Below are 26,534 nucleotides of genomic sequence, written 5' to 3' on the forward strand. Positions count from 1 at the left end.
AGGGCCGGAGCATACAGATCGCCTCCAGGTGTGCCCAGAGCGTGATCCGAAGAGGCAGAAAATGGGGGGACGGGTGGCCGAAAATATGGTGATCTAATGATCACGATTGCCCTGGGTAACCACCGGGACGATAGCTTTCGGTCATTCGTTTCGGTTCACGTGTTATATCCGGAGACCCTCTCCGGAATCCGGCGGCGGCCGGGCCCGCGCCGACGAACTTCGCATGTCAGCACCCATTTTTCCGAAGGCGCCGCGAGTGGCCGACCCGGACCCGGGCGGTGGCCGTCATCAGGCCGTCGACAGGGCCGAACGGATGGTAAACGGAAGGAATAGGCCACGCCGACGGCCCGGTTCCGGACGCGCCATTGCGTCGGAGATCTTCTCCTGTAGCCTCAAAGTGCGATTTGACCTGTCGGGCGACTCAGAGGACAAGGCAGGGGAATGGAGACTCGCGTACTGCTGGTTCAACAAGGAGTCTGGGGGAATTCCGCTGCCTCCATGCCTCTGGCGATCGGCTACCTCAAGGCCTATGCCGACGCGGACGACCGCATTCGACGCCGTATGGACATCTCCATCAGGAACTATCCGGGCGACGCCGGCCTGAACGCCATGGCCCGGGACCTGATTCGGGACGGCTGCCCCGACATCCTCTGCTTCTCCGTCCTCGGCTGGAACTTCCGCGCCTTCGGAACCCTCGCGGAGACGTTCAAGCAGATGAACCCGCAGGGCTGGGTCGTCTTCGGCGGCAACCACGTCGCCTACCAGGCCGAGCGGGTCTTCCGCATGTTCCCCCAGGTCGACGTGGTGGTGAACGGCGAAGGGGAGCTGATCTTCCGCGACCTGCTGAACGGCTACCTGGACGGCGCCCAGCGCGGCGAACTCCACGAGATCGGCGGCATCTCCTTCCGTGAGGCCGACGGGAACCTGGTCACCACCCCCGAACGCGAGCGCATCCAGGACCTGGAGATCCTGCCGTCCCCCATTCTGACCGGCGCGATTCCACTGGTCGACAAAAAGGGCGGCTTCCGCTACGACTACGCGCTGATGGAAACGAACCGGGGATGCCCGTACAAGTGCGCCTTCTGTTATTGGGGAGGCGCCACCGGGCAGAAGATCCGGGCGTTCTCACGGGAACGGCTGCGCGAGGAACTCGAAGTCCTGGGGCGGCACGGCGCGGATATCCTGATGCTCGCCGACTCCAATTTCGGACTCATGCGCCAGGACGAGGAATTCCTGGACGACATGCTCCGGGTGCGCCGCAAGTACGGGTTCCCGAAGCGGCTGGAAACCTCCTGGGCCAAGAACAAGTCTCCCGGCTTCTACCGCATCATGGAGAAGATGAAACAGTCCGGGATGCACAGCGCCTTCATCCTCGCCCTCCAGACGATGGACGACTCGGTGCTGGATCTCATGCGCCGGCGGAACATGAAGCTGAACGACTGGGAAAGCCTCGTCGCCTGGCTGACCGATCACGGCATCACCCCGTATCTGGAGTTGATCTGGGGAGCGCCGGGCGAGACGGTCGAATCGTTCCTGGACGGTTATGACCGGGCGGCACAGCACACGCCGTTCATCGCGGTCCACCCGCTGATGCTGCTGCCGAACACCGAATACCACGACAAGCGCGAACAGCACGGACTGGTGACCGTGCGCGGCGAGCAGGACGACTTCGACTACGTGCTCTCCCACCGGACGATGACGCTCGCGGACAACGAGCGCATGCTCCGCTTCATCTGCTGGAACCGGGTCCTGGCCCGGAGCCTGTTCCTGCACAACATCTGGGTCGCCCTGCGCTCGCTCGCCGGCGTCCCCCAGTCACAGGTGCTCCTCAGCTTCTCCGACTGGGTCGACAAGAGCGAGGACCCCGACGCCAGGGAGCTGTGCGCGGTGGCCAGGCCGGCGAACTCCGCCAGTGAACTCGTCGACCCCAACGTCTGGCGACTGCTCACCAAGAGGCTGCTGCGGCAGTGGTGGGAGGAGGCCATGCGCCCCGCGCTGCCCGAGCACCTGCTGCCGGTCCTCGACGAGGTGTTCCGCTACGACCTGCTGTGCCAGCCCGTCCGCCGGCTGCCCGACGGATCGGGCCCCGAGGAGGACCTCCCGGTCGTCAGCAAGTACGGCGAGAGCTGGTACCTGCGCAGCGAAGCGGAGTTCACCCACCCCGTGCCCCGGCTGATCGCCGCGCTGCGGCGCGGGGAGACGGTGAGCACCGAGCCGGAGCGCCACACCGCCGACTTCTACTACCGGACCGAGTTCGGCGGTGACCTCCAGCACTACTTCCGCATGGACCGCTTCCGCGGACTGACCGAGCAGCAGCTCGACGAACAGTTCACCAAGGTTTGACCGAGATCCTTCACCACGGGAGACACGACGATGGACCGCGCCGGGCTGATACGGGAGCTCCACGAGATAGCGGCGGGCATGACCAAGGGAGAGCACCGGCCGGCCCCCCAGGAGGGCGACGCCAGCCTCGTGGACCAGTACGGGTTCAGCTCCCTGGACGCCCTGGAGTACCTGCTGATCCTTGAGGAGAAGTTCGATGTCGTCTTCGAGGACGAGGACCTGACGGAGGAGACCCTCTTCTCCATCGAGGGCCTCGCCTCCTACATCCTCCAGCAGAAGGCCGGCGAGAGCCCCTCCCTGACGTGACGACGGCCATGACACCGGCAGCCGTGGCGGTCAGCGTGGTCGTACCGACCCGCGACCGGACCACCCGGCTCCTGCTCACCCTGACGGCCCTGGGACACCAGACCCTGGACCGTGAGCGGTTCGAGGTCGTCCTGGTCGACGACGCACCGGAGCGCGGCGCGGTGGAAGAGGTGCTGTCCGCCCTTCCCCCGGGCCTGCCGGTCCGCCAGGCCACCACGGGCGGGCGCGGGGTGGCCTGCGCCCGCAACACCGGGGCCCGGCTGGCGCGCGGGGAACTCCTGCTCTTCCTCGACGACGACACCCTGGCCACCCCCGGGCTCCTGGAGGCACACCTCGCGGCCCACCGGGAGGCGCCCGGCGCCACCGTGGTGCACGGCGCCGTCACCGACCTGTCCGCGTTCACGCTGACGCCCGAACCCCGGCCCCTGCGAACAACCCTGACCGGTGCCCGGAACCGCACGATCGACCCCGCCACCGTCGCCGGCCTCGACGCCGCCGTCCCCCTGCTCGGGCCGCGCCGCTCGTTCATCGAGCGGACCGCCCGGCAGGTGACACGGTCACCCGCGTACGCCCCGCTGCGCTGGCTGAGCTGCATCGGCACCAGTACCAGCGTCCGGCGCACGGTGTTCGACGGGGTCGGCGGCTTCGACGAGCACTACGGACAGCTGTGGGGCGGCGAGGACCTCGAACTGGGACTGCGGCTCGCCGCCGAGGGCGCCGCCTTCGGCCTGCTCGACACGACCGCGTACCACCTGCCGACGGCCCGCCGGGACACCGGCGACCTCCTGCCGAGGTTCTGGCAGCGCGTCGCCGACCGGCACGGGGACCCGCGCCTCGCGGACGTCGGCCCCTTCCTCACCGGCCGCCTCTCCCTCGACGAACTGGCCGCGAGGCTGGGCCACGCGCTGGCCCCCGGAACGGCGGTGTCATGACGCACCCGACGGCAGGCACGGTGACCGTGGGCGGAACGGCGCCCCGGTCGCTGGAGGCACTGCGCTCCCGGCAGGACCTGTCCGTCCTCGCCGCCGGAGCGTCGCTGCCCGCCGCCTTCGTCGACGTACTGTCCACCGCACTCGACCACCTGCCCGCCGCCCTGCGCGCCGGTGTCCCCGTGATCATGGCGGCCACGGACTACTGCGTGGCGGCCACCTCCCAGTACGTCGGCCGGTGCGTGGAGGCCGAGGCGGGAGGCCGCAGGCTACGGCCGTCCGAGGCCATGACCCCGGAACCGGCGCAACTGCTCCAGGAGTTGGCGCAGGCCGGCGGCTGGAACGGGACGGGCCACGTGCTGATCAGCCCGCGCGCGGCCACCCTCCAGGCGGTGCGCTGGGCATGGGGCGCCGTCGCCGCAGGGCTGCACGAGGCGATGGTCGTGTGCGAGGTCGTACAGGCCGAGCACGAGGACGGCTACCGGATCGCGGCCGTCCCCGTGACCGCCGCCGACAGCGCCCCCCGGACCGGCGGAGCGTCCGTGGTCGTCTCCGGCACCGGCCTCGTCACCGCCTTCGGCGACGGAGGAACCGCGTTCTGGCAGGGCCTGCTGGACGGCCGCCGCGAACTGTCCGAGCTGACCCGCTTCGACGCGTCCCGCTTCCGCAGCAGGACCGTGTGCCAGACACGGGTCTCCGGACACCCGACACGGCGTGCATTACTGGAGAGGGCCCGCTCGGAGGCGCTGCAAGAAGCGGGACTCGACGAACTGCCGGGCCGGACCCTGCTCGTGTCCGCCGGAGTCGTCCCGCACCTCCCACAGGTCGCCGACGCCCCCCGGATCGACGAGATCGCGGTGGAGCCCGACTGGGACGCGGACGGATCAGGCGTCGCCCCATCAGACGCGGTGCTGCTCGCCCACGCCTGCGCGTCCGGCGCCTTCGGGCTGGCCATGGCACGCGAATGGCTGCTGTGCGGCCTCGCGGACACGGCCGTCGTCACCGGAGTGTCGTCCCTCAACGCCTACGACTACGCCTGCCTCGACGTCCTGCGCGCGACGAGCACGACCGCCGCCCGCCCGTTCGACGAGCACCGCTCCGGCGTCACCATCGGGGAAGGCGCCGGAGTGATCGTCCTGGAGACCGCCGAGCGCGCGGCGGCCCGTGGACAGACGCCCCTGGCGACGCTCAGCGGCATCTCCTGCCGGGTCGCGGGACAGGGCCTCAGCCGCCTCAACGCGCACATCGGCGCCGCGTGCATGCGCGACGCGCTGGCCATGGCCGGCCTCACCACCGTCGACTACGTCCACGGCCACGCCCCCGGCACCCGGCAGGGCGACGAAGCCGAACTCCTGGCCCTGGACCAGATCGGCGCCGAGCACGACTGGCGGGGCGTCCCGGTCAGCTCGTACAAGGGGGCGGCCGGCCACCTGCTGCACGCCTCGGTGTTCCCCGGCGTCGTGGCGGCGGTCCGGGCCCTGCGCGACCAGGTGCTTCCGGGGACCCCCGGGCTGCGCAAGCCCCTCGACGCGCGGCATGTGCGGGTACTGCGCGATCCGGAGCCCTGTGACGGGATTCGCTCCGTGCTGGTGAACAACTTCGGGTTCGGCGGCAACAACGCCGCGTTCCTCCTGACGGGAGGCGCGGCCGGGCGCAGGGAGTGGGGTACGGATGGCTGACGCGGTGCTGATGACACCCCGGGAGATCCTCACCGGGTTCTCCAGTGTCAACAACCAGAACGTCCTGATCAACGACGAGGAGTACCTCCGCCTGGACCCTGCGATGCGCCTCTTCTACGAGAAGGTCCGGGAGAACCTCGGGGTGGCCTGCATCGCCGGTCACTTGAGGTCGTGCGGTTATTCGGTGCGGGCGTTGAACCTGCACGGGCGTAATCCGAGCGATGAGGTGATCACGGATCTGATCCGGCGTGAGCGGCCGAAGTTCGTCGGGATCAGCATCATGTACGACCTGCACATCGTGGACGCGGTGCGGTTGCTGCGGTGTGTGCGTGAGGCTGATCCGTCGGTGTTCGTGGCGATCGGCGGGGCGTTCTGCACGTACAACGCCAAACTCATAGCCGAGCGCATCCCCGAAGCGGACTGTGTGGCCTTCGGTGAGGGTGAGCTGACGGTGGAAGGGCTGATGGAGTGCCTCGCGGCAGGCCGTGACTGGCACGGTGTGCCCGGACTGTGGTTCTGGCAGGAGGGCCGGGTCCGCAGCAGCGGCCCGCCCAAACTCCCCGACCTCACCCAGGAGCCCTGGCCAGCCCGGGACCTGCTCGTGCACCACCGCAAGAACGGCATCCCCACACCGGTGGCGTCGACCTACACGAGCCGTGGTTGCCACGCCAAGTGCACCTTCTGCTACGTGCCCCGGGCGCCGGGTGTCACGGCGGGCAACGCCTGGCGGGTCCGCTCGCCGGTCGACGTCGTGGACGAGATCGAGTACCTGCAACGGGAGTTCGGGACCCGGTTCCTGTGGTTCAACGACGACAACTTCGGCGGCGCCTTCCAGGAGGGCTACCACCACGCCGTCGGCTTCGCCGAGGAGATCCTCCGCCGGGGGCTGGACATCTCCTTCCACTCCGAGTTCCGCGTCGACACCGGCCTCGTCGACCGGGAGGCCCTGAACACCCTGCGCCGGGCCGGCATGGCCTCCGCGCTGCTCGGCATGGAGACCGGGGCGCCGACGATGGCGAAACGGTTCCGCAAGGGAACCATGGTGGAGTACAACTTCGACGCCGCCCGCCTGTTCAAGAAGGAGGGCATCGAACTCGAACCCGGCTGGATCATGGTCGAACCCGGCACGACCCTCGACGAACTCTGGGAGAACCTGAAGTTCATCGTGGCCGCCGACATCGCCGTGAGCGAGAACCCGTTCTCCTTCATCAGCCGCGCCATCGCCCTGCGCGGCACGGAGATGTACGACAAGATCGCCGACCCGACCCCGCCGGAACTCCCGGGCGTCGAAGGGCCGGCCAGGGACGTCCTGCTGGAGGCCCGCCGGGAGTACCGCATCCCGGACGCCCGGGTCGAGGACGTGTGGGCGGCCTGGAGCACGGTGAGCGCGGAGGTCGCCAACCGCAAGGAGGAGCTGCCCTTCGTCGCCCAGATGATCGTCGACGCCACCAGGGCGCGCAGGGCCCGGGGGGAGCAGGGGCTGCGCCCGCTGCTCAGCCGGCTGCGCGGGTGGGCCGACGGCCTGCCGGACCTGCTGGTGGCCTTCCTCAACGTCGGGCTGCTCCTCGCGGACGAGAACCCGCCACGGCTCGCCGAACGGCTCGAAGCCGAGCTGCGCACGCTGGTCGACGCCTACGACCGCAGGGTCCTGGGCGAGACCTACCAGGTGTTCGTCGAAGAGACCAAGAGGCTGTGCGGAGAGCAGGTCATGGCCGGCTGACCCGGCCGGTGTCGGGACGCGCACATGAAGACGAGAGAGGAGACCGGTCATGGCGGATGTGGTCCTGCTGACCCCCCGGGAGATCCCCACCGGCGCCGCGAGCCTGAACAACCAGAACGTCCTGATCAACGACGAGGAGTACCTGTCCCTCGACCCCGCGATGCGCCTGTTCTACAAGCGCGTCCGGGAGAACCTGGGAGTGGCCTGCATCGCCGGTCATCTGAGGGCGTGCGGATACTCGGTGCGGGCGCTGAACCTGCACGGGCGTAACCCCAGCGATGAGGTGATCACGGATCTGATCCGGCGTGAGCGGCCGAAGTTCGTCGGGATCAGCATCATGTACGACCTGCACATCGTCGATGCGGTGCGGTTGCTGCGCTGCGTCCGTGAGGCCGATCCGTCGGTGTTCGTGGCGATCGGCGGGGCGTTCTGCACGTACAACGCGAAGCTGATAGCCGAGCGCATCCCGGAGGCGGACTGTGTGGCCTTCGGTGAGGGCGAGTTGACGGTGGAAGGGCTGATGGAGTGCCTCGCGGCCGGGCGTGACTGGCGTGGTGTGCCGGGGCTGTGGTTCTGGCAGGAGGGCCGGGTCCGCAGCAGTGGCCCGCCGAAGCTCCCCGACCTGGCCAACGAGCCCTGGCCGGCGAGGGACCTGCTCGTGCACCACCGCAAGAACGGCATCCCCACACCGCGCGCGTCCACGTACACGAGCCGGGGCTGCCACGCCAAGTGCACCTTCTGCTACGCGCCCCGGCAGCCCGGGGTGGTGGACGGGCCCTGGCGGGTCCGGCCGGTGGGGGACGCGGTCGACGAGATCGAGTATCTGCAACGGGAGTTCGGGACCCGGTTCCTGTGGTTCAACGACGACAACTTCGGCGGCGCCTTCCAGGAGGGCTACCACCATGCCGTCGGCTTCGCGGAGGAGATCCTCCGCCGGGGCCTGAAGCTCACCTTCCACTGCGAGTTCCGCGTCGACACCGGCCTCATCGACCGGGAGGCGCTGCGCACCCTGCGCCGGGCCGGCATGGACCTGGCCCTCCTCGGCATGGAGACCGGGTCGCCCGGCATGATGAAGCGGTTCCGCAAGGGGACCACCGTCGAGTACAACTTCGACGCCGCCCGCCTGTTCAAACAGGAGGGCATCGAACTCGAACCCGGCTGGATCATGATCGAACCGGGTACGACCCTCGACGAGCTCTGGGAGAACCTCAAGTTCATCGTGGCCGCCCGGGTGCACGAGAGCGAGAACCCGTTCTTCCTGATCAACCGGGCCATCGCCCTGCGCGGAACCGAGATCTATGACAAGGCCACGCGGTACGAGGAACCCGACATCCCCGGCGTGGACGGCGTCGCCCGGGAAGTGCTGCGGCACGCCCGGCGCGACTACCTCGTCGAGGACGAGCGGGTGGAACACCTGTGGACGGCCTGGAGCCGGGTCTCCTCGGAGATCAACGACCGCAAGGAGAACGAGGTCCCCTTCCTCGCGCAGAGCATCGCGGACACCGTACGGGCCCGGCGCGGCACCGGCGCCGCGTCCCTGCGCCCCCTGCTGGGCCGGCTGCGCAGCTGGGACCAGGGGCTCGCCGGGCTGCTGATCGCCTTCCTCAACGCGGGGCTGCTCCTCGCGGACGAGAACCCGCCCGGACTCGCCGACCGGCTGGAGACCGAACTGCGCGCCATGATCACCGCGTACGACCGCGAACACCTCGGCCACGCCTTCCCCGACTTCGTCGCCGAGACGGCGAAGGCGTGCGGCGAGCACGCCCTCGCCCAGGTGAGGGGGTGAGGCGGTGACCCGCGAGCGCATCCGGTACGCGGCCGTCGGCTGCGGCCGGGTCTTCGAGCGCTACCACCTGCCCTGCGCCGACGAGCGGGACGCCATGGAACTGGTGGGCCTGGTCGACGCCGACGTCGAACGGGCCCGGTCGCTGACGGCGGACCGCCCGCAGGTGTGGACCGGCACCTCCGTCGACCGCCTCATCCACGAGACGCGCCCGGACCTGATCAGCGTCTGTACGCCCAACGACGCCCACGCCGAACCGGTGCTGGCGGCGCTGGACGCCGGCATCGCGGTGCTGTGCGAGAAGCCCCTCGCCGCCACCGTGGAGGAGGCGCGGCGGATGGCGGCCCACCCGGCGGCCGAGAAGCTGCTCGGGGTGAACATGCCCTTCCGCTTCCACCCGCTCCTGGAGGCGTTCGCCGACGCGGCCCGGCCCGGCGCCCAGCGCGTCGACTTCTCCTTCGCCACCCCCGGTAACCGCGTCTGGCGGGCCTACACGCCCTGGTACGGCGACGCACGGCGGGCCGGCGGCGGCGCGCTCCTGGACCTCGGGCCGCACGCCCTCGACCTGCTCATGACGGTCTTCGGAGCGCCGGACGTGGAGGCGTGCGAGGTGGACGCGCCGGGCGTGGAGGAGCGGGTCCGGCTGGACCTGTCGTTCCAGGGCGTACCGGCGACACTGCGTATCGACCGGGCCGCGCGCAGGCTGGAGACCTCGGTCACCGTCACCACCGAGGACGGTGACCACGTCCTCGACCTGCGCCGGGGTGAACTGCGCCGGGCGGACGGCACGGTCGAATCGGCCGGACAACGCCCCGAACTCGCCGCGATCTCGGCCCACTTCGACCTGGTGACGGGCGCCCCCGCCGCGCATCCGAAGGTGAGCGCCCAGGACGCCCTGGAGGTCCAGCTCGTCGTGGAGTCGGCCTACCGGCGCGCCACGGCGCCCCTGCCACAGGGCGGGTGACGGACGGTCAGCGCAGGAAGCGGGCCACCTCGGCGCAGAAACACTCAGGTTCGGTGCGATGCACGTAGTGACCCGCGTCGATGGCCAGCAGCCGTCCCCGGGGCACCGCCTCGGCGACCTCGGCCAGCAGCGAACGGGGGACCGGACTGGACAGCCCGCCGCTGATCACCAGCGTCTCGGCGGTGACGTCGGCGAGCCGCCGCCACCACCCGGGGTCCGCCGTGCGCAGGCCGTCGATGACAGGGCGTACCGCAGCGCTGTCCAGCTCCCCGGCCCGGTGCAGCTCGCGGAACTCCCGGTACAGCGAGATGACGTGCGCCTGCCCGCCGCCCGCCCCGGACCGCGCCCACAACTCCGCCTGCGCCGCCGCGTCCCGGGGCGGCGGAGGCGTGTCCTCGATCACCAGCCTGCGGACCCGCGCGGGATGCCGCTGGGCGATGAGCCAGGCCACATGACCCCCCATGGAGTGGCCCACCAGGTCCACCTCGTCCAGGCGGTGCCGGTCCAGCAGGGACAGCACGTCCCGGTACATCAGCTCGAACGTGTACGCCTCCGCCCGGGGGCTGCGCCCGTGTCCGCGCAGGTCCGGCACGAACAATCGGCGGCCCCGGGGCAGCAGCGCGGAGACGAGCCGGTCCCAGCTCCGCCCGGTGTTCCCCAGCGCGTGGAGCAGCACCGCCGGCCTCCCCGCCGGGTCACCCGTGACCCGGCAGTTCAGCGTCAACGGCGCCTCAGGAACGTGCACTGGTCACGAGGTAGTTCACGATGGCCGTGACCGTCTGCTGATGCCAGACCAGGTTGGCCGGCAGCTTGCGCTCCAGCAGCCGTTCCAGACGGCGCCGGATGACGATCGCCATCACGGAGTCCAGCCCCGACTTCAGCAGCGACCGGTCGGGGTCGAGCTGCGCCCGCTCCAGCTTCATCTCACTGACGATCACGGAGACCGTCTGCTCGTGCAGAAGAGCCCGCAACTCCTCCTCCGACAACTCCTCGGACGGCAGGGCCCCGACCGCCGCCTCCCGCGCCGGGGCCTCCTTGGCGAGGTCGCGCAGCAACCCCGTACGGCGGCCCCCGCCCGGCAGCGGCACGGTGCGCAGCACCGCGAGGGACGCGGCGCCGGTCCGGCCGGCGAGGTCCCAGGCGGCGAAGGCCTCCGGCGCCGTGATGTCGCCGACGCCGTGCGCCTGGAGCTCGGCGTCCACCGCCGCGTTGGCCGCCATGCCCATGCCCCGCCAGGACGTCCACGCCAGGCTCATGCTGCCGACGGCACCGAGGGTGTGGTCGTACCCGGCCATGGCGTCGAGGAAGGCGTTGGCCGACGCGTAGGCGGCCTGGCCGGTGAGGCCCAGGTACTGCCCGCACGACGAGAAGTGGACCAGGAAGTCCAGGCTCCCCGGCGGGAACAGCCGGTGCAGGGTCAGGGCACCGCCCGCCTTCGGCCGCATCACCGCAGCCAGGGCGTCGGCGTCGAGCCCGTCGACCAACTGGTCCTGGAGCACACCGGCCGCGTGCACCACCCCACGGACCGGGGGCATGCCCAGCGCGTCCGGGGTCAGAGCGGCGGCAGCCGCCTCAGCGTCCGACAGGTCCAGGGACAGCACCCGTACGGTCGCCCCGAGAGCTTCGAGCCTGCGGACCGTCGCCACGCGGCGCGCCTGGACCTCGTCGGTGACGGCGTCCCACTCCGAACGAGGCGGCAGGGCACTACGTCCGGCGAGCACGAGGCGGCGCGCGCCCCGCTCCACCAGCCACCGGGCGATCTCCCCGCCCAGACTGCCCAGACCGCCCGTGACGAGATACGTGCCGTCCTGCCGGCACCGCAGCGGCGCGCCTTCCGCGTTCACGGAGCGGACCAGCCGGTTCGCCCAGGCCCCGCCCTCCCGGACGGCGACGACGTCCTCGCCCGGGTTCGCGGCGACCACGCGCAGCACGGCGGCCAGGTCGTCCCCGGTGGGCCGTGGGGCGAGATCGACCGTGCCGCCCCACAGCTCGGGGTGCTCGCCCCCGACGACCCGGCCGAGACCCCACCGGGCTGCCTGGGCCACCGACTCCAGCCGGTCCGCCTCGCGGACACCACGGGTCAGCGACCACAGCCGCGCCGTACCGGGCGGCCACGCGCCCAGCAGCCGCGCCACCGACGCGAGCTGCCACGCCTCGCGCACGGCACGCTCCGCCGCCTCGCTCTCCCCGGCCGGACGGTCCGGCAGGGGCAGCAGGAGCACGTCCACGGGACCGGGGACCTGCCCGCGCAGGCCGTCGAGACCGTCCGGGGACTCCGCCGCCAGGCACGGGACACCGAGTCCGTCGGCCGTGGCGCGCAGTGCCGCCGTCAGCTCGCCGTCCGCGCCGACCAGCACCAGGGGCCGGTGCGGGCGGGGGGTGTCGAGGGGTAGGGGGTTCCAGTCCGTCCGGAACAGCAGGTCGCCGGGCGGGGCCGACCGGGCTTCGGTATCGCCGCCCGCGTACCGGACCCCGGACAGCACGGCCACGGTCCGGTCGTCGGCCGCCGTGATCCGTACGTTCACCGTGTCCCCGCCGTCGACGTACGCCTCTAGGCGGGCGCGGGGCGGGGGCTCGGCCGTGGTCCACACGCGGCCGACGCCGGCCACCACCCGCAGCGCGGCGGGTCCGGGGAAGGCGACGGCCGCCATGGACAGCGCGGCGTCGAACAGCGGGGCCCAGGACGTCGGTTCATCGGACGCGACGATGTCGGCGCGCAGCCCGTCCGGGACCCGTTCCAGACGCTCCACGCGCCAGGGGAAGGCCATGCTCGGTACGCCGACCGAGGCGAGGTGGGTGGTGATCTGGTCGTGGGGGAGTGCCGTTCCCGGTCCGTCCACGGCCGGCTGTAGGGGCGGCGGGGCGTCGCCGGACACGGACGCCACCGCGTGGGTCAGCGACGACCGCTCGTCCCCGTCCGGGTCGGCGGTCCGGGACAGCAGGCGGAGTACGCCGTCCTGCGCGATCACGTCGACGTCCTGGGCCGTGGACAGGGCCAGCGGCAGGTCGAACGACACGTCGGAGAGGCCGCTCACCCCGGCCGCGTCCAGGAAGGTCTGGAGGACGACGGCCGCCGGGACGATCTCCGCGCCGTGGATGGTGTGGCTGCCCGGATACGGCCGGGACTCCAGGTCGACGCGGGTGCGCCAGAGGTCCAGCGGCGTCGTCCCGGCCAGCGTGGTGCGCGGACCCAGCAGGGTACGGCTCGCCGGGTCGTGCCGGCCCCGGTCGGCCCGGTGGACCGGCAGGTCGCGCCAGAACCGCTGACGCCGCCAGCTGCGGACCGGCAGCGACAGGGGCCGCGCGTCCGGGGCGGACGGCCAGTCGAGGGGGACGCCGTGGCAGTACAGCAGCCCCGCGTTCAGCAGCAGGTGCTGCCGCTCGCCGGTGTCGCGGCGCAGGGAGGCGGCGAGGCAGTGCCGGTCGGCGCCGACCGTGTCCAGGGTTTCCTGCACGGAGTGCCGGACCACCGGGTGGGCCGACACCTCCAGGAACGTACGGAATCCGTCCTCGGCCGCTGCGGACACGGCGCCGGACAGCCGTACCGGGCTGCGCAGGTTGGCCGCCCAGTAGGCGCCGTCGCGGAGGGCCGTGTCGCGCGGGTCGGCCAGCGCGGTGCTGTAGACGGGGATGCGGGGGGCGTGCACGGTGAGGTCGGCCGCCGCCTCGGCCAACTCCTTCAGCAGGGGCTCCATCTGCGGGCTGTGGAAGGCCACGTCACTGTCGACGCGGCGCACCAGCAGCGACGGGTCCGAGGACAGGTCCCGGGCGAGGGCCTCGATCTCCGCGACCGCGCCGGCCACCACGGTCGTGGTGGGCGAGGCGAGGACCGCAGGCACCACGCCGTCGGTGCCACCGAGCCGTGCCTCGGCCTCGTCGGCGGGCAGGCCGATCATCAGCATGCCGCCCGCGCCGGCCACCCGCCGCAGCAGGACACTGCGCCGGCACACCAGCCGGGCGCCGTCCTCCAGCGACAGCACCCCGGCCGTCGCGGCGGCGGCGATCTCCCCCATGGAGTGGCCGATGACCGCAGCGGGCTGGACCCCGAGCGACCGCCAGACGGCGACCAGGCCCATCTGCACCGCGTAGATCATCGTCTGGGCCACGTCCACGCGGCTGACGTCGCCGTCCTCGATCAGTTCCCGGGCCGTCGCGCCGAACTCCTCGGCGAAGACCGGCCCGATCCGGTCGATCACCTCGGCGAAGACGGCGTCCGTGGCCAGCAGTTCGCGGCCCATGCCCGGCCACTGGGCGCCGGTCCCGGAGAAGACCCACACCACGTCGTCCAGGCCCTCGTCCGTCACCGTCCCCTCGACGAGGCCGGGCGCCGCGTCACCGGCGGCGAAGCGGCGCAGCCCGCCCGCCAGCTCCGCGCGGTCGGCGGCGACGACGGCGACCCGGCGCTCCAGGTGGCTGCGCCGGGTTCCCAGGTACTGCGCGACAGAGGCGAGCGCGACGTCCGAGCCCGGCCCGTCCAGCCAGTCGGCGAGCCGCGCGGCGTCCTCCCGGACGGCCGCTTCGGACCGGCCGGAGAGAGGGAACAGGCGGGGCAGTGCGTCCTGCGAGGCTGCCGGTGTTTCCTCCCGATGCGAGGCCGCCGGCGCCTCCTCCAGGACGACGTGGGCGATCGTGCCGCCGTAGCCGAAGCTGGAGACACCCGCCCGGCGGGGACGCTCCCCACGGCGCCACGGAGTGCGCTCCCGCGTCACCCGCAGCCGCGCCTCCGCCCAGGGAATGCGCGGGTTGGGGGCGGAGAAGTGCACGCTGGGCGGGATCTCCTCATGGACGAGCGCGAGGATCGTCTTGATCATCCCGGCGATCCCCGAACCGGCCTCCAGATGCCCGATGTTGCCCTTCACCGAGCCGATGAGACACGGGCTGTCCGTCGGCCGGCCCGCGCCGAAGACCGCGGCGAGCGCACCGGCCTCCAGCGGGTCGCCCGCGACGGTTCCGGTGCCGTGGGCCTCGACGTAGTCGACGCTCTGCGGGGCGATCCCGCACTGCGCGTACGTCCTGCGCAACAGGTCCGCCTGCGCCTCACCGTTGGGCGCCATGATGCCGGCGGTCCGGCCGTCCTGGCTCACCCCGCTGCCCCGGATCACCGCCAGGACCCGGTCCCCCGCCCGCTCGGCGTCCGAGAGGCGCTTCAGGACGAGGACGCCCGCCCCCTCGCCCCGGCCGTAGCCGTCCGCCGAGGCGTCGAACGGCTTGCTGTGGCCGTCCGGTGAGGTGGCGCCCGCACGGGCCAGGGTGACCGAGAGGCCGGGCGCCACCATGAGGTTCACGCCCGCCGCCAGCGCCACGTCCGACTCCCCGGCGAGCAGGCTGCGGCACGCCAGATGGACCCCGACCAGGGAGGCGGAGCACGCGGTGTCCACGGCTAGGCTGGGTCCGCGCAGGTCGAGGCTGTGCGAGATGCGGTTGGCCGTGGCGCACAGGGCCGCGCCGATACCCGTCCAGGGCTCGATCCGGGCGAGGTCCTCCAGCAGCCGGCGCCCGTAGTCGTCCGAACCGACGCCCACGAAGACGCCGCAGTCGGTGCCGCCCAGGCCCAGCGGCGGGAGCCCCGCGTGCTCCAGGGCCTCCCACGCCAGTTCCAGCAGCAGCCGCTGCTGAGGGTCCATCAGTTCGGCCTCGCGCGGCGCGATCCCGAAGAACTCCGCGTCGAAACCGGCGATGTCGGCGAGGAAGCCGCCCCGGGTCGGGGTCTCCCGCACGACGGCCGCGTGCTCGGGCCCGGTGCCCGCGTACGGGGCCCAGCGCTCCGCCCCGTCGCCGATGCCGTCCCGGCCCTGGACGAGGAGGTCCCAGAACGCGTCGGGGGAGTCGGCGTCACCGGGGAACCGGCAGCTCAGCCCGACGACCGCGATGGGCTCGTCGCCCTGTTCCTGCGAGGTGCCCGTCACACGAGGCTCCAGGCGGGAGCTTCCAGGACCGTGACCACGGCCGCGGTGATCATGAGGCCGGGGCCGGCGCTCAGCAGCAGGAGGTGGTCACCGGCGTCCACCTGCCCGTCCTCGACGAGGTGGTTGAGCTGCAACCCGACGTCGGCGGCGCCCGCGTGGCCGATGTCGCGGAAGAAGTCGACCGCGCCCAGCGACGCGTCCAGGCCCATCGGCCGCAGATGGCTGTCCAGGAAGTCCGTGGTGCCCGCCCCGAGATGGAGCACCTTCGACAGGTCCGCGACGGTGATCCCCGCCTCGCCCGTCACCTGCTCGACCAGCTTGGCGCCGCTCGCGCCGTACTCCTGGCCGATCTCCGACGCCTTCGGGCCCAGTTCCTCGACCATCGCCTCCAGGTGCTCGTTCATGTCGAGCGCCCGCCCGGTGGTCACCGCCGGAGGGAAGATCGGCTCGTGCCCGCGGTTGAGGATCTCGTACTGGGGCAGCGACACCGACTCGACGGAACGCAGCGCCGCCCAGCCGGACTGCTTCGACAGGACGACCGCCGTGGCCGCGTCGGCGAGCACCGCGTCGCGGTGGGCGTACCACCGGTCGACCGAGGGGGCGCCGAAGTTGTCCGCGCTGCTCACCACGGCGCCGGTGCGCGACGGCGAGCACAGCAGGTACTGGGTGGCCATCTCGACGGCGGCGAGGAACGCGTTGCACCCCTGCTCCACCGTCAGCGCCGGGATAGGGGAGCCGAGGGTGGCGCGCAGGATGTAGTGGGGCGCCGACCAGCCGTCGGGGCCTTGGTGGTACGCGCAGGAGTGGACGAGGAGGTCGATGTCCTCGGGGCCGAGGCCCGAGCGGTCCACCGCCTGCCGGACGGCCGCCACCGCCATGTCCGGCGCGGAGATGCCGTCGGCCACGGCGATGTTCCGCCAGCCGCAGGACTCCATCCGCTCCCGGTCGTACGCCCCGCGCCGGACCGCTTCCTCCACGCTCACCCGGGGCGGGACGAACGCCCCGGTGCCTGCCAGGAAGATGTTCTCTGTTCTCACTCTCACATGTCCTCACTGACCGGTCCGGGGCCTGATGACCTTCCCGGTCTCGGTGGTCGGCAGTTCCGCCCTGGAGGCGAAGGCGTGGGGGACCCAGGAGGGCGACAGCCGCTCCCGGCAGAAGCGCTCCAGCTTGTCGAGGTCGACCGTGTCGGGCGTCACCGTCGCGCTGATGCGCTGTCCGAGGACAGGATCGTCCACACCGGACACCAGACAGGCCGCGACATCCGGGAAGGCGAGCAGAACGGCTTCGATCTCCTCGGGACTGACCTTGGCGCCCGCGACGTTGATGCTGGTGGACAGACGCCCGGCGAGCACGAGGTCGGGCCCTTCCCAGCGGGCCAGGTCACCGGTGGTGAACCCGTCCCGCAGCCCGCTCGCGTCGACGGCGCCGCCCTCGACGTACCCGAGCATCATCGACGGCGACCGGACGGTCACCAGCCCCGTCACGTCGTCCCCCGGAACCGGGGACAGTTCGACCCGCACCCCGGGCAGGAGCGGGCCGGGACCACGGGCGCCGGGCTGCCACGGGGCCGGGCGGCTCACACAGATCGGCCCGGTCTCCGTGGTGCCGTACACCTGGCCGACGTGCCCGCCGAGCCGGGTCGCGACCAACTCGGCGGTGTGCGCGTCCAGCGCCATGCCGGCGGAGAGGAAACCGATCGCGGGGCCGTCGTACGGGCGGGAGCGGGCGGCCTTGGCCAGCAGCCGCAGCATGGGGGGCACCCCGACGAACAACGTCACGTCCCCGGCGCCGAGTTCGCGCAGCAGCACGCGCGGCTTGCCCGGCGTCGTACAGCGCACGGGCGCGCCCGCCAGCGGCGCGGCGACGGCGCACAGGCCGAAGCCGTACGCGTGCTGGAGGGGTACGGGGCACAGCAACCGGCTCTCCGGCCCAAGACCCAGCGCCGTACGGTAATGCCCGGCCTCGGACAGCAGGGCGGCGGCGGAGCGCAGCGCGACCCGGGGGTAGCCGGTGGTGCCCGACGTGATCTGCGCCGTCGCCGCCTCCTCGAAGGCGGGCCGCGGGGGTCCTTCCCGGCCGACGCTCAAGGTCCGTTCCTCCCAGCGCGCGGCCGTGACCGGGAAGGCCGGCGACGAGTCCGGGGCGATGAGGAAGTCGAGTGGACAGCGTTCCTGTAGCCGCTGGAGCTCCCACGGCGTCAGCCGGCGCGAGAGCGGCACCGCGACCGCGCCGGTGGAGATGATCGCGAACACGTCGGCGCTGAACTCGGCCGCGGGCCAGGCGACGGTTCCCACCAGGACGCCCGGCCCGACGCCGGCCTCCCGCAGGGCACGCGCCCGGGCGTCGACCCGCTCGGTCAACTGCGCCGCGCTGGTGGTCCCGTAGTCGTCGCTGATCAGCGGCGCGTCCCCGGCACGGGCAGCCTGGGCGCGCAGCAGGGAGAGCAGCTCCGTACGCGCGGCGGTCATCCTCCGAGATCGGTCAGGGCGCGCCGCAGCGCCCCCACCGCCTTGTCGAGGACGTCCCCGGTGTGCGCGGTGCTCAGGAACCACGGCTCCAGCGCGTTCGGATGGAAGTAGACGCCCTCCCGCTGGGCGAGGGCCTGGAAGCGCCGGTGCCGCGAGAAGTCGGCGGCCCCGGCGAGGTCGCGCAGGCTGTCGCCCTTCTCCAGCGGTTTCCTGAGCAGGGCCACGGACATCAGCGAGCCGACCCGGCTGATGTGCACGGGCCGCTTCTCCACGGCGAAGACCTCACGCACGGCCTCCTCCGCACCGGCGCCGACGGCCTCCAACTCCTCGTAGAGGCCGGGCAGCGCACGGATCTTGGTCAGTACGGTGACGACCGCACGCAGCGCCGCGTGGTTCCCGGCGTAGACGCCCGCGTGGTGCGCCTCGTTCGTGGCGAGCATCCGCATCGCGGCCTTCCGCCCGCCGAAGGCGGCGACCGGGAACCCCCCGCCCATCACCTTGGACAGGACCGTGAGGTCGGGCTCGACGCCGTACAGCTCCTGCGCCCCGCCTCGGGCGACCCGGAAACCGGTGATCACCTCGTCGAAGACCAGCATCGCGCCGCTGCGCGCGGTCAGGTCGCGCAGCAGCTGGAGGAAGCCGGGCAGCGGGGGGATCACCCCGGCGTTGACCAGGACCGGTTCCAGGATGACGGCCGCGATCCGGTCGCCGTCCCGCGCGAACAACTCCTCGACGGCAGCGGCGTCGTTCCACGGTAACTGCGCGGTGTGCGCGAGGGCCTCGGGGATCATCCCGGGCGCGCCCGGGACGACGTCCGTCGGCCGGGTGCCCTGGATCTGGAGCGTGTTCTTGCCCGCGCGCAGGACGGTCTCGCTCCAGCCGTGGTAGTGCCCTTCGAAGGTGACCACCAGGGAGCGGCCCGTGGAGGCGCGCGCCAGCCGCAGCGCGGAAGTGACCGCCTCCGTCCCGGAGTTGGCGAACCTGACCTGCTCCACGCCCGGCACCAGTTCGGCCACCAGGGCTCCGGCCTCGGCGTCCAGTTCATGCGGCAGGCCGGTCATATGGCCCCGGGTGAACTGGTCGGCCAGAGCGGCGGCCACGTCGGGGTCGGCATAGCCGAAGAGATTCGGGCCGTAGCCCATGTTGAAGTCGACGAACTCGCCGTCCTCGACATCGCGGATCAGACAGCCTTCGGCACGCCGTACGACCAGGGGAACGGGGACGGCCGCCGCACGCATACTGCTGCTGACACCGCCGGCGATGACCTCTTTGATGTCCTCCAGACAATCAGCGTTCGTCCGACGTTTGGCGTCCATGGCACCCACTGAAAACCTCCAGCTTCGTCGGCCTGATCCAGCATCACAGAATGCCCCAGGGATTTCGGGGCCGACAGCGGGCGTTGCCGGATTGGCCGGATCATGGGGGGTGATCGGCCTGTCTTGGATGGCACTATCGGACAGGTGATCGGCGCCCGTCGCGGAAGGGGAATGTGATGTCGTCTCGGGGCGTCGCGGTGGTCACGGGGGCCGGATCGGGCCTCGGGGCCGCCATCGCCGTACGGCTGGCCACCACCCATGACCTGGTGCTGACCCATCTGACCCGGGACGCCGGACTCTCCTACACCGCTGACCAGGCGTCAGCGGCCGGCGCTGACGTCGTCGCCACCGTCGTCGGGGACCTGACCCGCGAGGAGACCGTGGACCGGCTGGGACAGGCCATGGACGCCTGCGGGCCGCGCCTGGACGTCCTGGTCTGCAACGCCGGGGCGTACACGTACACCCCCTGGCAGGACACCACGTGGGACGCCGTGCGCTCGGCCGTGGACGTCAATCTCCTGGCGCACATCGCCTGCGTCCGGGCCGCCACACCCCATCTGGTGGCGCGCGGAACCGGCCGGATCGTGGCCGTCTCCACGGTGCTCACCCGGATCGGGCGCGTGGAACTCGCCCCCTACATCGCGGCGAAAGGCGGCCTGGAGGCATTCGTTCGTGCTCTTGCCCGCGAACTCGGTCCGCACGGCATTACCGTGAATTCCGTCAGACCGGGGCCGATCGAACTGAGTACCGAACAGAGGTCCCACCCGGATTACCCTTCCTGGAGGCAACGGGAATTCGACCGGCAATGCGTCAAACGCCATGGCAGCCCCGAGGACGTGGCTGAGGCCGTAGCATTTCTGACTTCTCCCGGAGCCGGTTTCATCACGGGCCAGAGTCTGACCGTCGACGGCGGCTGGGATCTCCACTGACCTGCCCGCGCAGGCCGATCCGAGGAACCTTGACGCCCATGGCACACGAACAGCAACAGCTCTCCACCACCCGGCTCCTGCTGGTGCGGCACGCCCAGTCGCACGCCAGCGTGAAGAAGCTGATCGCCGGGGTCCGCACCTGCTCCGGGCTCACCGAGCGGGGGCGGGAACAGGCCGCCCGGCTCTCGGCACGGCTGGCGGCCGAACCGCAGCCGCCGCACGCGCTGCTGACCAGCCCGGTACGAAGAGCCCGCGAGACCGCCGAGATCCTGGCGAGCGGACCGGAGTTCGGGGCACCGGTCGTCGAGACGCAGGCGCGGGAACTCGACTTCGGGGCGGCCGACGGTCTGTCCATCGACGAATACCAGCGCGTGCACGGGGCGTTCGACATGACCGCCCATCCCGACCGGCCGTTCGCCCCCGGCGGGGAGACCTGGAACCGGTTCCGGACCCGGGCCGGCCGCGTTGTCGAGGACCTGGTCTCCCGGCACCGGGGCAGAACCGTCCTCGTGGTGTGCCACGCCGGGTTCATCGTCGCGGTGATGTCCGCGCTGCTCGACGTCCTGCCGCCCGTGCTGTTCACGGACTCGACACCCGCCGCGACGTCGATCAACGAGTTCGTGCACGACGGCTCGGGGTGGCGCCTGCTCCGGTTCGACGACGCGCGGCACCTCGATACGGCCGCGTAGTCGTCTACGCCGGTTTTACTGCTGCGGGCCGCGCTTGCGTTCCATCATGTGGCGGCCCAGCGCCTTCTTCCGCTTCCAGCTCCGCAGGATCTCCGCGTTCAGCCGCGCGTCGCTGCGGGCCGCGATCCGGTCGTTCTCGCGGAGCAGCTTGTGGTAGTTCTCCAGCCGACGCGGGGACAACTCGCCGTCCTCGACCGCCGCGAGCACCGCGCACCCGGGCTCCTCACGGTGCGAGCAGTCGGGGAAACGGCAGTTCCCGGCGAGGGACTCCACGTCGGTGAACGCCTGGGCGACGCCGTGGTCGGCCTCCCACAGTCCCACCCCGCGCAGCCCCGGGGTGTCGATCAGGACACCGCCGCCCGGCAACGGCAGGAGGTCGCGGGTCGTCGTTGTGTGCCGCCCCTTGCCGTCGCTGTCACGCGTGGCGTCGACCCGCTGTACGTCCGCTCCCGTGAGCGCGTTGGCGAGGGTGGACTTGCCGGCACCGGACCGGCCGAGGAGGACGGCGGTTCCGTCGACGAGGGCCGCGAAGGCGTCCATGCCCTGTCCCGTGGCCGCGCTGACCGGCAGTACGCGCGCTCCGGGGGCCGCCCGTTCCGTGTCCTCGACGAGGTGGGACAGCGTCACCGGGTGGGGGACCAGATCGGCCTTCGTGAGGACCACCACCGGCTGCCCGCCGCTCTCCCACGCCAGGGCGAGGAAACGCTCGACGCGCCCGAGGTCCAGCTCTTCGGCGAGCGAGACGGCGATGAGGACCTGGTCGATGTTGGCGGCCAGGACCTGACCGTCGGAGCGCTGCGAGGAGACGGCACGGACGAACGCCGTACGCCGGGGCAGCAGCACCCGGACGACTTCCTGGTCCGCGTCGAGCGCCACCCAGTCGCCGGTGCAGGGGGTGAGCAGGGGGTCGGGGGAGGCCACGGGGCCTGTGCCCGCCCGTACGGTCGACACCCGGCCGTCCTCGGCGGCGGTGACGGTCTCGCAGCTCCCTCGGTCGACCCGCACCACACGGCCCGGCCGGAGACCGTCGGCTTCGTACGGGGCGAAGTCGGCGGCCCACGCGGCGTTCCAGCCGTACGGGTGGAGTGGATGGGAGTCGGAGGCGGTCAAGCTTGCCCCTCCAGAGGGGGTGTGCGGGTGGGGGTGCTCGGACCCGCAGTCTAGTCGCCGGGCGGCGGGCACACGAAGGGCCGGTGCAGGGCGCTGCTGAAGGTCATGGCGTCGGATCGGGTGTCAGCTGCTCGTCCGCCCACTCCGTGAACGTGGTGAGCGGGATGCCCAGCTCGTGGGCGTAGGCGGGCCGGGCGGGCTGGAGGACCGCGTTGTTCCACTCGTGTCCGGCTCCCCACGTCGGCATGCCTGCGGCGAGGGCCTCTTCCAGGGTCATGGAGGGCGCGGTCACGGGCACGCCCCAGGCGGCGGACAAGGTCTGCGCGATCTGTCCCATCGTGCGCAGGTCGCCGGCCAGTTCCAGTTCCACCCGGTGGAACCGGTCGGGGTCCCGGAGGGCGTGCGCAGCAGCCGTACCGATGTCCCGTACGGCGACCAGGGCCAGTTCGGTATCCGGTTTCAGCACGGTCAGCAGCCCGCCCCGGGGCCCCCGGGGTGCCAGCAGGGGCAGGTTCTCCATGAAGAAGGCGGGCTTGATCACCGTCCAGCGGGCGAAACCCGCACCCCGTACCGCCTCGATGATCGCCTGCTTGGTGTTGAAGTAGTCGGCCGACGCCGCCCAGCGGCCCTCGGCCCAGCCGGGGACCTGGGTGTGCTCGCCGACTCCACTGGTCGAGGACTGCACGAACTGCCGTACTCCCGCGGCCTTCGCCGCGTCCACCAGGTTGGTGGCCTGGGCGAGCTCGCCCGCGAAGTCGACGCTGGTCTCGGTCATCGGCGGCATCTGCACGGAGAACACCGCGCGGACCCCTTCGACCGCCGGACCGAGGGAGGACCGGTCGGAAAGATCCGCCCGCACCAGCTCGGCACCCAGCGTCTCGATCGCGCGGGCGGGCTCGGACTGTGGATCGCGGACGAGCGCACGTACGGGTATCCCGGCGGCCAGGAGCGCGCGAGCCGTGGCCCCGCCCTGCTGGCCGGTGGCGCCGGTGACCAGGACGGTGTCGCTGTCTACGGGCATGATCGCTGCTCCTCACGGACCGGGAGGGAAAACGGCGGGACCCTCCGCTTCGTGGCGCCAAGATAGGGCAGGGCCCGCCGTTGAGCAACGAGGAGACGGTGACCGGCCGGCGCATCTCGCCGAAGCCGAGGCCTCCCAGGAGCAGACCCGCAGGCGCCGGCCCGGTGACTGTCCGGACCGGCGCCGACGGGTGACGTCACGCAGGGGTGCCGAGCGGTGGGTGGTCGAGCACGCTGGGCTTGTACTCGACCAGTTGGATGCGGCCGTCGAAAGTGCGGTGCTCGGTCATTTCGAGGGCGACGTCCGGATAGCCGTCGTAGATGCGTTCCTCGCCCGTGGCCCCCGTGATCACCGGGAACATCACGACCCGGAAGCGGTCGACGAGTCCGGCACGGAGCAGGGACCGGCACAGGCTGACGCTGCCGATCGTGCTGAGGAGCCCCGAGCCGTTCGCCTTCATGGCGCGGACCGTCTCTACGGCGTCGTCGCGGACGAGCGTGCAGTTGGCCCACGTCAGCGGCTCCTTGAGCGAGGAGGAGAACACCACCTTGGACGCCTGCGTGAGCTCGTCGACGGACGCCTCTTCCTCGGGCCTGAACTCGTCCTGGCCGCTCGGGACCTCGCCCGTGGCGAAGCCCGACATCAGGCGGTAGGTGTTCGCGCCCATCAGGTAGGTGACCTTGGGCTGCTCGCCGAGCCACGCGAGGTACTCCGGGCCCTCCAGGCCCCAGAATCCGGGCCATCCCTCTCCCGACGCGTAGCCGTCGAGGGAGGTGATGAAGTCGACGAGGAGTTCCGACATCGCGGTGTCCTTTCCTTGGGTGTCACGAGCTTGGACCGGCCGGGAGCCGAAAACTCATCGGCCGCGCCGCGGAATGTCGAGGACCGATGAGTTTGCCGGTCGGCTGAGGTCTTCCTCGTGACAAGGCCGCCCTGGCGGCGGACCAGGAACGAGGGAGGACATGATGGACAACCCGATTCGGCTGTACATGTCGATGTCGCTCGACGGCTATATCGCCGGTCCGGACGACCGCCCGGGGCAGGAGCTCGGGCGTGACGGTGGGCGGCTCTTCAACTGGCTCGACGACCGGGAGTCCGACGGTCCCAGCGGTCAGGTCTACCGCGAGGCGACGGGGACCGGCGCGGTGATCTCCGGCCGGCGCACCTTCGAACTCGCCGGGCGCTGGCAGGGCGACCACCACGACGGCGTACCGATCTTCGTCCTCACCCACCGGGTGGCGGACGGGGACGTGCCACCCGGCCACGCGCGTTTCGTCACCGACGCCGAGGACTGCGCCCGGCAGGCGCGCGCGGCTGCGGGGGACCGGCCGGTCCTGGTGCACGGGGCGGGGGCGGCGCAAGCGCTGCTGCGGGCCGGGCAGTTGGACGAGATGGAGATCCATCTGATTCCGGTCCTCCTCGGGAGCGGCCGGCGGCTGTTCGACCACCTGGGGAGTGACCACATCGAACTCGACCTCGTCCGACGGCTGGAGGACCGGGACGTCACCCACCTTCGGTACCGGGTGCAGGGGGCGGCGGCGTGAAGACGCTCTTCGTCTCGTACCGCGTCACCGACCTGGACCGCTCGCTCGGTTTCTACACGGCCCTGGGCTACACCGAACTGGGCAGGGTCGAGATCGGCGACGGCGCGTGCCTCGCGATCCTCAAGTTCCCCGAGGAACCGGCGGCCTCGCTCGAACTGGTCCACCGTCCCGGCGCCGGACCGGTCGACGTGGGCAGCGGTTTCGACCACCTCGCGATCCAGGTGGAAGCGCTCGCCACCACACGGGAGACGCTGGCCGAAGCGGGCCTGAGCCCCGGACCCCTCCAGTACCCGGGCGGCCCCCACGGCCCGAAGACGTCGTGGCTCACGGACCCGGACGGTTACCGGATCGAGTTGGTGGAGTGGCCGTCCGGACATGCTGACGGCATCACCGCGGAAGACTTCACCTGAGGCGGCCAGGAGTTCACAGCCGGGGAAGGCGGAGGCGGATGGCACGAGGAGCGGCATCCGGGGTGGGCCTGTTGGTGGTGCTGGTCGACGTCGGCCTCGCCCCAGCCTGATCCGCCGCCCCCGACTCCGAGCGCGGCCTGCGCCGACACCGCACCAGTTCCTTCCGGCTCCGCGCACGGCAGCAGCGGCAGTACAACTGGATTTGCCACCGCCAATGGCGGCCGACGGTCATCCAATTCGCCGGGCCCGGCTGCTGGAAGGTGGCGGAGAACCGGGGCTCAGCTGACAGCTAGGCTCCGCCCGGCGTCTTCGGTGCTCCCTCGCTTGTGGCTCTGCCCGCCCAGATCCTCAAGGGGCTGAAGCGGCTCAACTCCCGAAGTACGCCCTCTCGCTGACATGGAACATGTAGTCCCGCCAGTGCGCCTTGATGTAGGTGAACCGCGCCGGGTCGTAACTCCACAGCTGGTCCAGCGCGCCTTCGAGCACGCTCTCGTCGGCGCGGATGTAGTCCAGTACGGCCTCGGAGACGGGCGCGTACGACCAGTGCCACCGTTCCTCGCTGATCGCGGGGGAGCCCTGCGCGGACGAGGAGGTGTAGGTCTGGAGGAAGCCGTAGTGGGACGCGTTCGCGCGCAGCCAGGTGTAGTGGGCGGACTGGGGGCCGCCGTCCGCCCAGTTCTGCGGGGTGGTGTCGAAGAAGTCGGCGTCGCTGCCGAGGTGGTGGCGGGAGACGCCGGGGGCGGTCGAGGTGCGCAGGATCTCGATCTGCCGCTCGTCGGGCGTGAGCGCGGCCCAGACCTCGCGGTGCGAGTCCTTGTCCGGGTCCCACTGCGGGTCGGTGCCCAACTGGGCGGCGTACTGGGCGCGTACGGCGTCGACGATGATCCCGAAGGTCCCGGCGCCGCCCGAACCGGTGCGCAGGAAGTCGTACTTGCGGTCCCATATCTGGCGCTGCACGGACGCGGCGCGCACCCAGGAGACGACGACGGTGTCACGCGGGACGCCGAGTCCGGCCGCGGCGGCGTCGGCGAGCCCGCCGACCTGCGCGTCCATCTCCGCCTTGAGGTCGCCGGGCGCGGTCCCCGTACCGGTGATCCACGCGGCGACGGCGGCGGGGTCGGAGCTCTTCAGCACGTGCGCGACGGCCCACTTGCGGTGGTCGATCCCGTACGGGGAGCGGTACGTCCGCACCGGCGTCTCGTCCGTGGCGAACGCCGACTCCCCGAGCCCGGCGAGTCCTACCGCACCCGCGCCGGCGGCGGCCAGTCCGAGGAACCGGCGGCGGCCGGGGGTTCTTCCGTCGTGCGTGCTGTCCATGTCGTTCCGTCCTCGATGATGTCTCGTCAAGCCTTTGCCTGTATGACGATCACATGAGGCTCGACGGTTTCGGTCTGGGCCAACACCGCTGGAAGCG

The 26,534-nt window shown here is 71.7% G+C and carries 20 protein-coding genes; 11 read left to right on the forward strand and 9 right to left on the reverse strand.

Annotated features, from left to right (window positions below; genetic code table 11):
• Nucleotides 1-441: 441 nt before the first annotated feature.
• Genes J8M50_RS24270 through J8M50_RS24300 form a run of 7 tightly spaced genes read left to right on the forward strand, consistent with a single transcriptional unit; the run spans nt 442 to nt 9,724 of the window.
• A complete protein-coding gene (locus tag J8M50_RS24270; RefSeq protein ID WP_100216935.1) occupies nt 442-2,343 on the forward strand; it encodes a KedN5 family methylcobalamin-dependent radical SAM C-methyltransferase in 1,902 nt (633 codons plus the stop codon).
• Nucleotides 2,344-2,373: 30 nt separating this feature from the next.
• The gene (locus tag J8M50_RS24275; RefSeq protein ID WP_010360135.1) at nt 2,374-2,649 is read left to right on the forward strand and encodes an acyl carrier protein; all 276 of its coding nucleotides are present in this window, start codon (nt 2,374-2,376) and stop codon (nt 2,647-2,649) included.
• Entirely contained in the window at nt 2,646-3,581 is a 936-nt protein-coding gene (locus J8M50_RS24280; protein WP_079076215.1) for a glycosyltransferase family 2 protein, read from the forward strand. The genes J8M50_RS24275 and J8M50_RS24280 overlap by 4 nt, the downstream gene beginning before the upstream one ends.
• Nucleotides 3,578-5,257, forward strand: coding sequence for a beta-ketoacyl synthase N-terminal-like domain-containing protein (locus tag J8M50_RS24285; RefSeq protein ID WP_010360138.1), 1,680 nt, complete (start codon nt 3,578-3,580; stop codon nt 5,255-5,257). The genes J8M50_RS24280 and J8M50_RS24285 overlap by 4 nt, the downstream gene beginning before the upstream one ends.
• Entirely contained in the window at nt 5,250-6,977 is a 1,728-nt protein-coding gene (locus tag J8M50_RS24290; RefSeq protein WP_010360139.1) for a B12-binding domain-containing radical SAM protein, read from the forward strand. The genes J8M50_RS24285 and J8M50_RS24290 overlap by 8 nt, the downstream gene beginning before the upstream one ends.
• 49 nt (nt 6,978-7,026) lie before the next feature.
• Entirely contained in the window at nt 7,027-8,763 is a 1,737-nt protein-coding gene (locus J8M50_RS24295; protein ID WP_010360140.1) for a B12-binding domain-containing radical SAM protein, read from the forward strand.
• A 4-nt stretch (nt 8,764-8,767) separates the two neighbouring features.
• A complete protein-coding gene (locus tag J8M50_RS24300; protein WP_010360142.1) occupies nt 8,768-9,724 on the forward strand; it encodes a Gfo/Idh/MocA family protein in 957 nt (318 codons plus the stop codon).
• A gap of 7 nt (nt 9,725-9,731) precedes the next feature.
• Here J8M50_RS24300 and J8M50_RS24305 read toward each other — a convergent pair whose 3' ends face one another.
• From J8M50_RS24305 to J8M50_RS24335, 5 genes are read right to left on the reverse strand one after another with little or no spacing between them, the layout of a single operon-like run.
• Nucleotides 9,732-10,469 (reverse strand): alpha/beta fold hydrolase, encoded by a 738-nt coding sequence (locus J8M50_RS24305; protein WP_223786259.1) that lies wholly within the window; start codon nt 10,467-10,469, stop codon nt 9,732-9,734.
• Nucleotides 10,456-15,630 carry a type I polyketide synthase gene (locus J8M50_RS49215; RefSeq protein ID WP_010359168.1) on the reverse strand — a complete coding sequence of 1,725 codons (5,175 nt, stop codon included), beginning with the start codon at nt 15,628-15,630 and terminating at the stop codon, nt 10,456-10,458. Before J8M50_RS49215 ends, J8M50_RS24305 begins: the two co-directional genes overlap by 14 nt.
• Nucleotides 15,627-16,667, reverse strand: coding sequence for a ketoacyl-ACP synthase III family protein (locus J8M50_RS24325; protein ID WP_010359166.1), 1,041 nt, complete (start codon nt 16,665-16,667; stop codon nt 15,627-15,629). Before J8M50_RS24325 ends, J8M50_RS49215 begins: the two co-directional genes overlap by 4 nt.
• Before the next feature lie 12 nt (nt 16,668-16,679).
• Nucleotides 16,680-18,101: a class I adenylate-forming enzyme family protein gene (locus J8M50_RS24330; protein ID WP_010359165.1), complete on the reverse strand. Its 1,422-nt coding sequence runs from the start codon at nt 18,099-18,101 to the stop codon at nt 16,680-16,682.
• Nucleotides 18,098-19,417: an aspartate aminotransferase family protein gene (locus tag J8M50_RS24335; protein ID WP_010359163.1), complete on the reverse strand. Its 1,320-nt coding sequence runs from the start codon at nt 19,415-19,417 to the stop codon at nt 18,098-18,100. The genes J8M50_RS24330 and J8M50_RS24335 overlap by 4 nt, the downstream gene beginning before the upstream one ends.
• 176 nt (nt 19,418-19,593) lie before the next feature.
• Between J8M50_RS24335 and J8M50_RS24340 the strand changes: the two genes are divergently transcribed.
• Entirely contained in the window at nt 19,594-20,346 is a 753-nt protein-coding gene (locus J8M50_RS24340; protein ID WP_010359162.1) for an SDR family NAD(P)-dependent oxidoreductase, read from the forward strand.
• A gap of 38 nt (nt 20,347-20,384) precedes the next feature.
• Nucleotides 20,385-21,035, forward strand: coding sequence for a histidine phosphatase family protein (locus J8M50_RS24345; protein ID WP_010359161.1), 651 nt, complete (start codon nt 20,385-20,387; stop codon nt 21,033-21,035).
• Between the two features lie 15 nt (nt 21,036-21,050).
• Here the strand turns inward: J8M50_RS24345 and rsgA are convergent, their stop codons facing one another.
• The 3 genes from rsgA to J8M50_RS24360 form a co-directional block, all read right to left on the reverse strand.
• Entirely contained in the window at nt 21,051-22,145 is a 1,095-nt protein-coding gene (gene rsgA, locus J8M50_RS24350) for a ribosome small subunit-dependent GTPase A (protein ID WP_010359160.1), read from the reverse strand.
• Between the two features lie 103 nt (nt 22,146-22,248).
• On the reverse strand, nt 22,249-23,166 hold the full coding sequence (locus J8M50_RS24355) for an NmrA/HSCARG family protein (protein ID WP_010359159.1): 918 nt from the start codon (nt 23,164-23,166) through the stop codon (nt 22,249-22,251).
• A 196-nt stretch (nt 23,167-23,362) separates the two neighbouring features.
• Nucleotides 23,363-23,968: a dihydrofolate reductase family protein gene (locus tag J8M50_RS24360; protein ID WP_010359158.1), complete on the reverse strand. Its 606-nt coding sequence runs from the start codon at nt 23,966-23,968 to the stop codon at nt 23,363-23,365.
• A gap of 163 nt (nt 23,969-24,131) precedes the next feature.
• Here J8M50_RS24360 and J8M50_RS24365 point away from each other — a divergent pair, with 163 nt between their 5' ends.
• Both J8M50_RS24365 and J8M50_RS24370 read left to right on the forward strand, forming a co-directional pair.
• Complete coding sequence (locus J8M50_RS24365) at nt 24,132-24,710, forward strand: dihydrofolate reductase family protein (protein ID WP_029184512.1); 579 nt, start codon at nt 24,132-24,134, stop codon at nt 24,708-24,710.
• Complete coding sequence (locus J8M50_RS24370) at nt 24,707-25,120, forward strand: VOC family protein (protein WP_010359156.1); 414 nt, start codon at nt 24,707-24,709, stop codon at nt 25,118-25,120. The genes J8M50_RS24365 and J8M50_RS24370 overlap by 4 nt, the downstream gene beginning before the upstream one ends.
• 366 nt (nt 25,121-25,486) lie before the next feature.
• On the opposite strand, the gene J8M50_RS24375 is transcribed toward J8M50_RS24370, so the two are convergent.
• Nucleotides 25,487-26,437 carry a D-alanyl-D-alanine carboxypeptidase family protein gene (locus tag J8M50_RS24375; protein WP_010359155.1) on the reverse strand — a complete coding sequence of 317 codons (951 nt, stop codon included), beginning with the start codon at nt 26,435-26,437 and terminating at the stop codon, nt 25,487-25,489.
• Nucleotides 26,438-26,534 lie beyond the last annotated feature (97 nt).

This window comes from Streptomyces acidiscabies, from assembly GCF_020010905.1.
In the GTDB taxonomy this organism is placed as follows: Bacteria; Actinomycetota; Actinomycetes; order Streptomycetales; family Streptomycetaceae; genus Streptomyces; species Streptomyces acidiscabies.

What these genes read in the sequence shown, in the direction of transcription:
- J8M50_RS24270 (WP_100216935.1), top strand. Translation starts at nt 442, where the DNA reads ATGGAGACTCGCGTACTGCTGGTTCAACAAGGAGTCTGGGGGAATTCC.
- J8M50_RS24275 (WP_010360135.1), top strand. Translation starts at nt 2,374, where the DNA reads ATGGACCGCGCCGGGCTGATACGGGAGCTCCACGAGATAGCGGCGGGC.
- J8M50_RS24285 (WP_010360138.1), top strand. Translation starts at nt 3,578, where the DNA reads ATGACGCACCCGACGGCAGGCACGGTGACCGTGGGCGGAACGGCGCCC.
- J8M50_RS24290 (WP_010360139.1), top strand. Translation starts at nt 5,250, where the DNA reads ATGGCTGACGCGGTGCTGATGACACCCCGGGAGATCCTCACCGGGTTC.
- J8M50_RS24295 (WP_010360140.1), top strand. Translation starts at nt 7,027, where the DNA reads ATGGCGGATGTGGTCCTGCTGACCCCCCGGGAGATCCCCACCGGCGCC.
- J8M50_RS24330 (WP_010359165.1), bottom strand. Translation starts at nt 18,101, where the DNA reads ATGACCGCCGCGCGTACGGAGCTGCTCTCCCTGCTGCGCGCCCAGGCT.
- J8M50_RS24335 (WP_010359163.1), bottom strand. Translation starts at nt 19,417, where the DNA reads ATGGACGCCAAACGTCGGACGAACGCTGATTGTCTGGAGGACATCAAA.
- J8M50_RS24340 (WP_010359162.1), top strand. Translation starts at nt 19,594, where the DNA reads ATGTCGTCTCGGGGCGTCGCGGTGGTCACGGGGGCCGGATCGGGCCTC.
- J8M50_RS24345 (WP_010359161.1), top strand. Translation starts at nt 20,385, where the DNA reads ATGGCACACGAACAGCAACAGCTCTCCACCACCCGGCTCCTGCTGGTG.
- J8M50_RS24355 (WP_010359159.1), bottom strand. Translation starts at nt 23,166, where the DNA reads ATGCCCGTAGACAGCGACACCGTCCTGGTCACCGGCGCCACCGGCCAG.
- J8M50_RS24360 (WP_010359158.1), bottom strand. Translation starts at nt 23,968, where the DNA reads ATGTCGGAACTCCTCGTCGACTTCATCACCTCCCTCGACGGCTACGCG.
- J8M50_RS24365 (WP_029184512.1), top strand. Translation starts at nt 24,132, where the DNA reads ATGGACAACCCGATTCGGCTGTACATGTCGATGTCGCTCGACGGCTAT.
- J8M50_RS24375 (WP_010359155.1), bottom strand. Translation starts at nt 26,437, where the DNA reads ATGGACAGCACGCACGACGGAAGAACCCCCGGCCGCCGCCGGTTCCTC.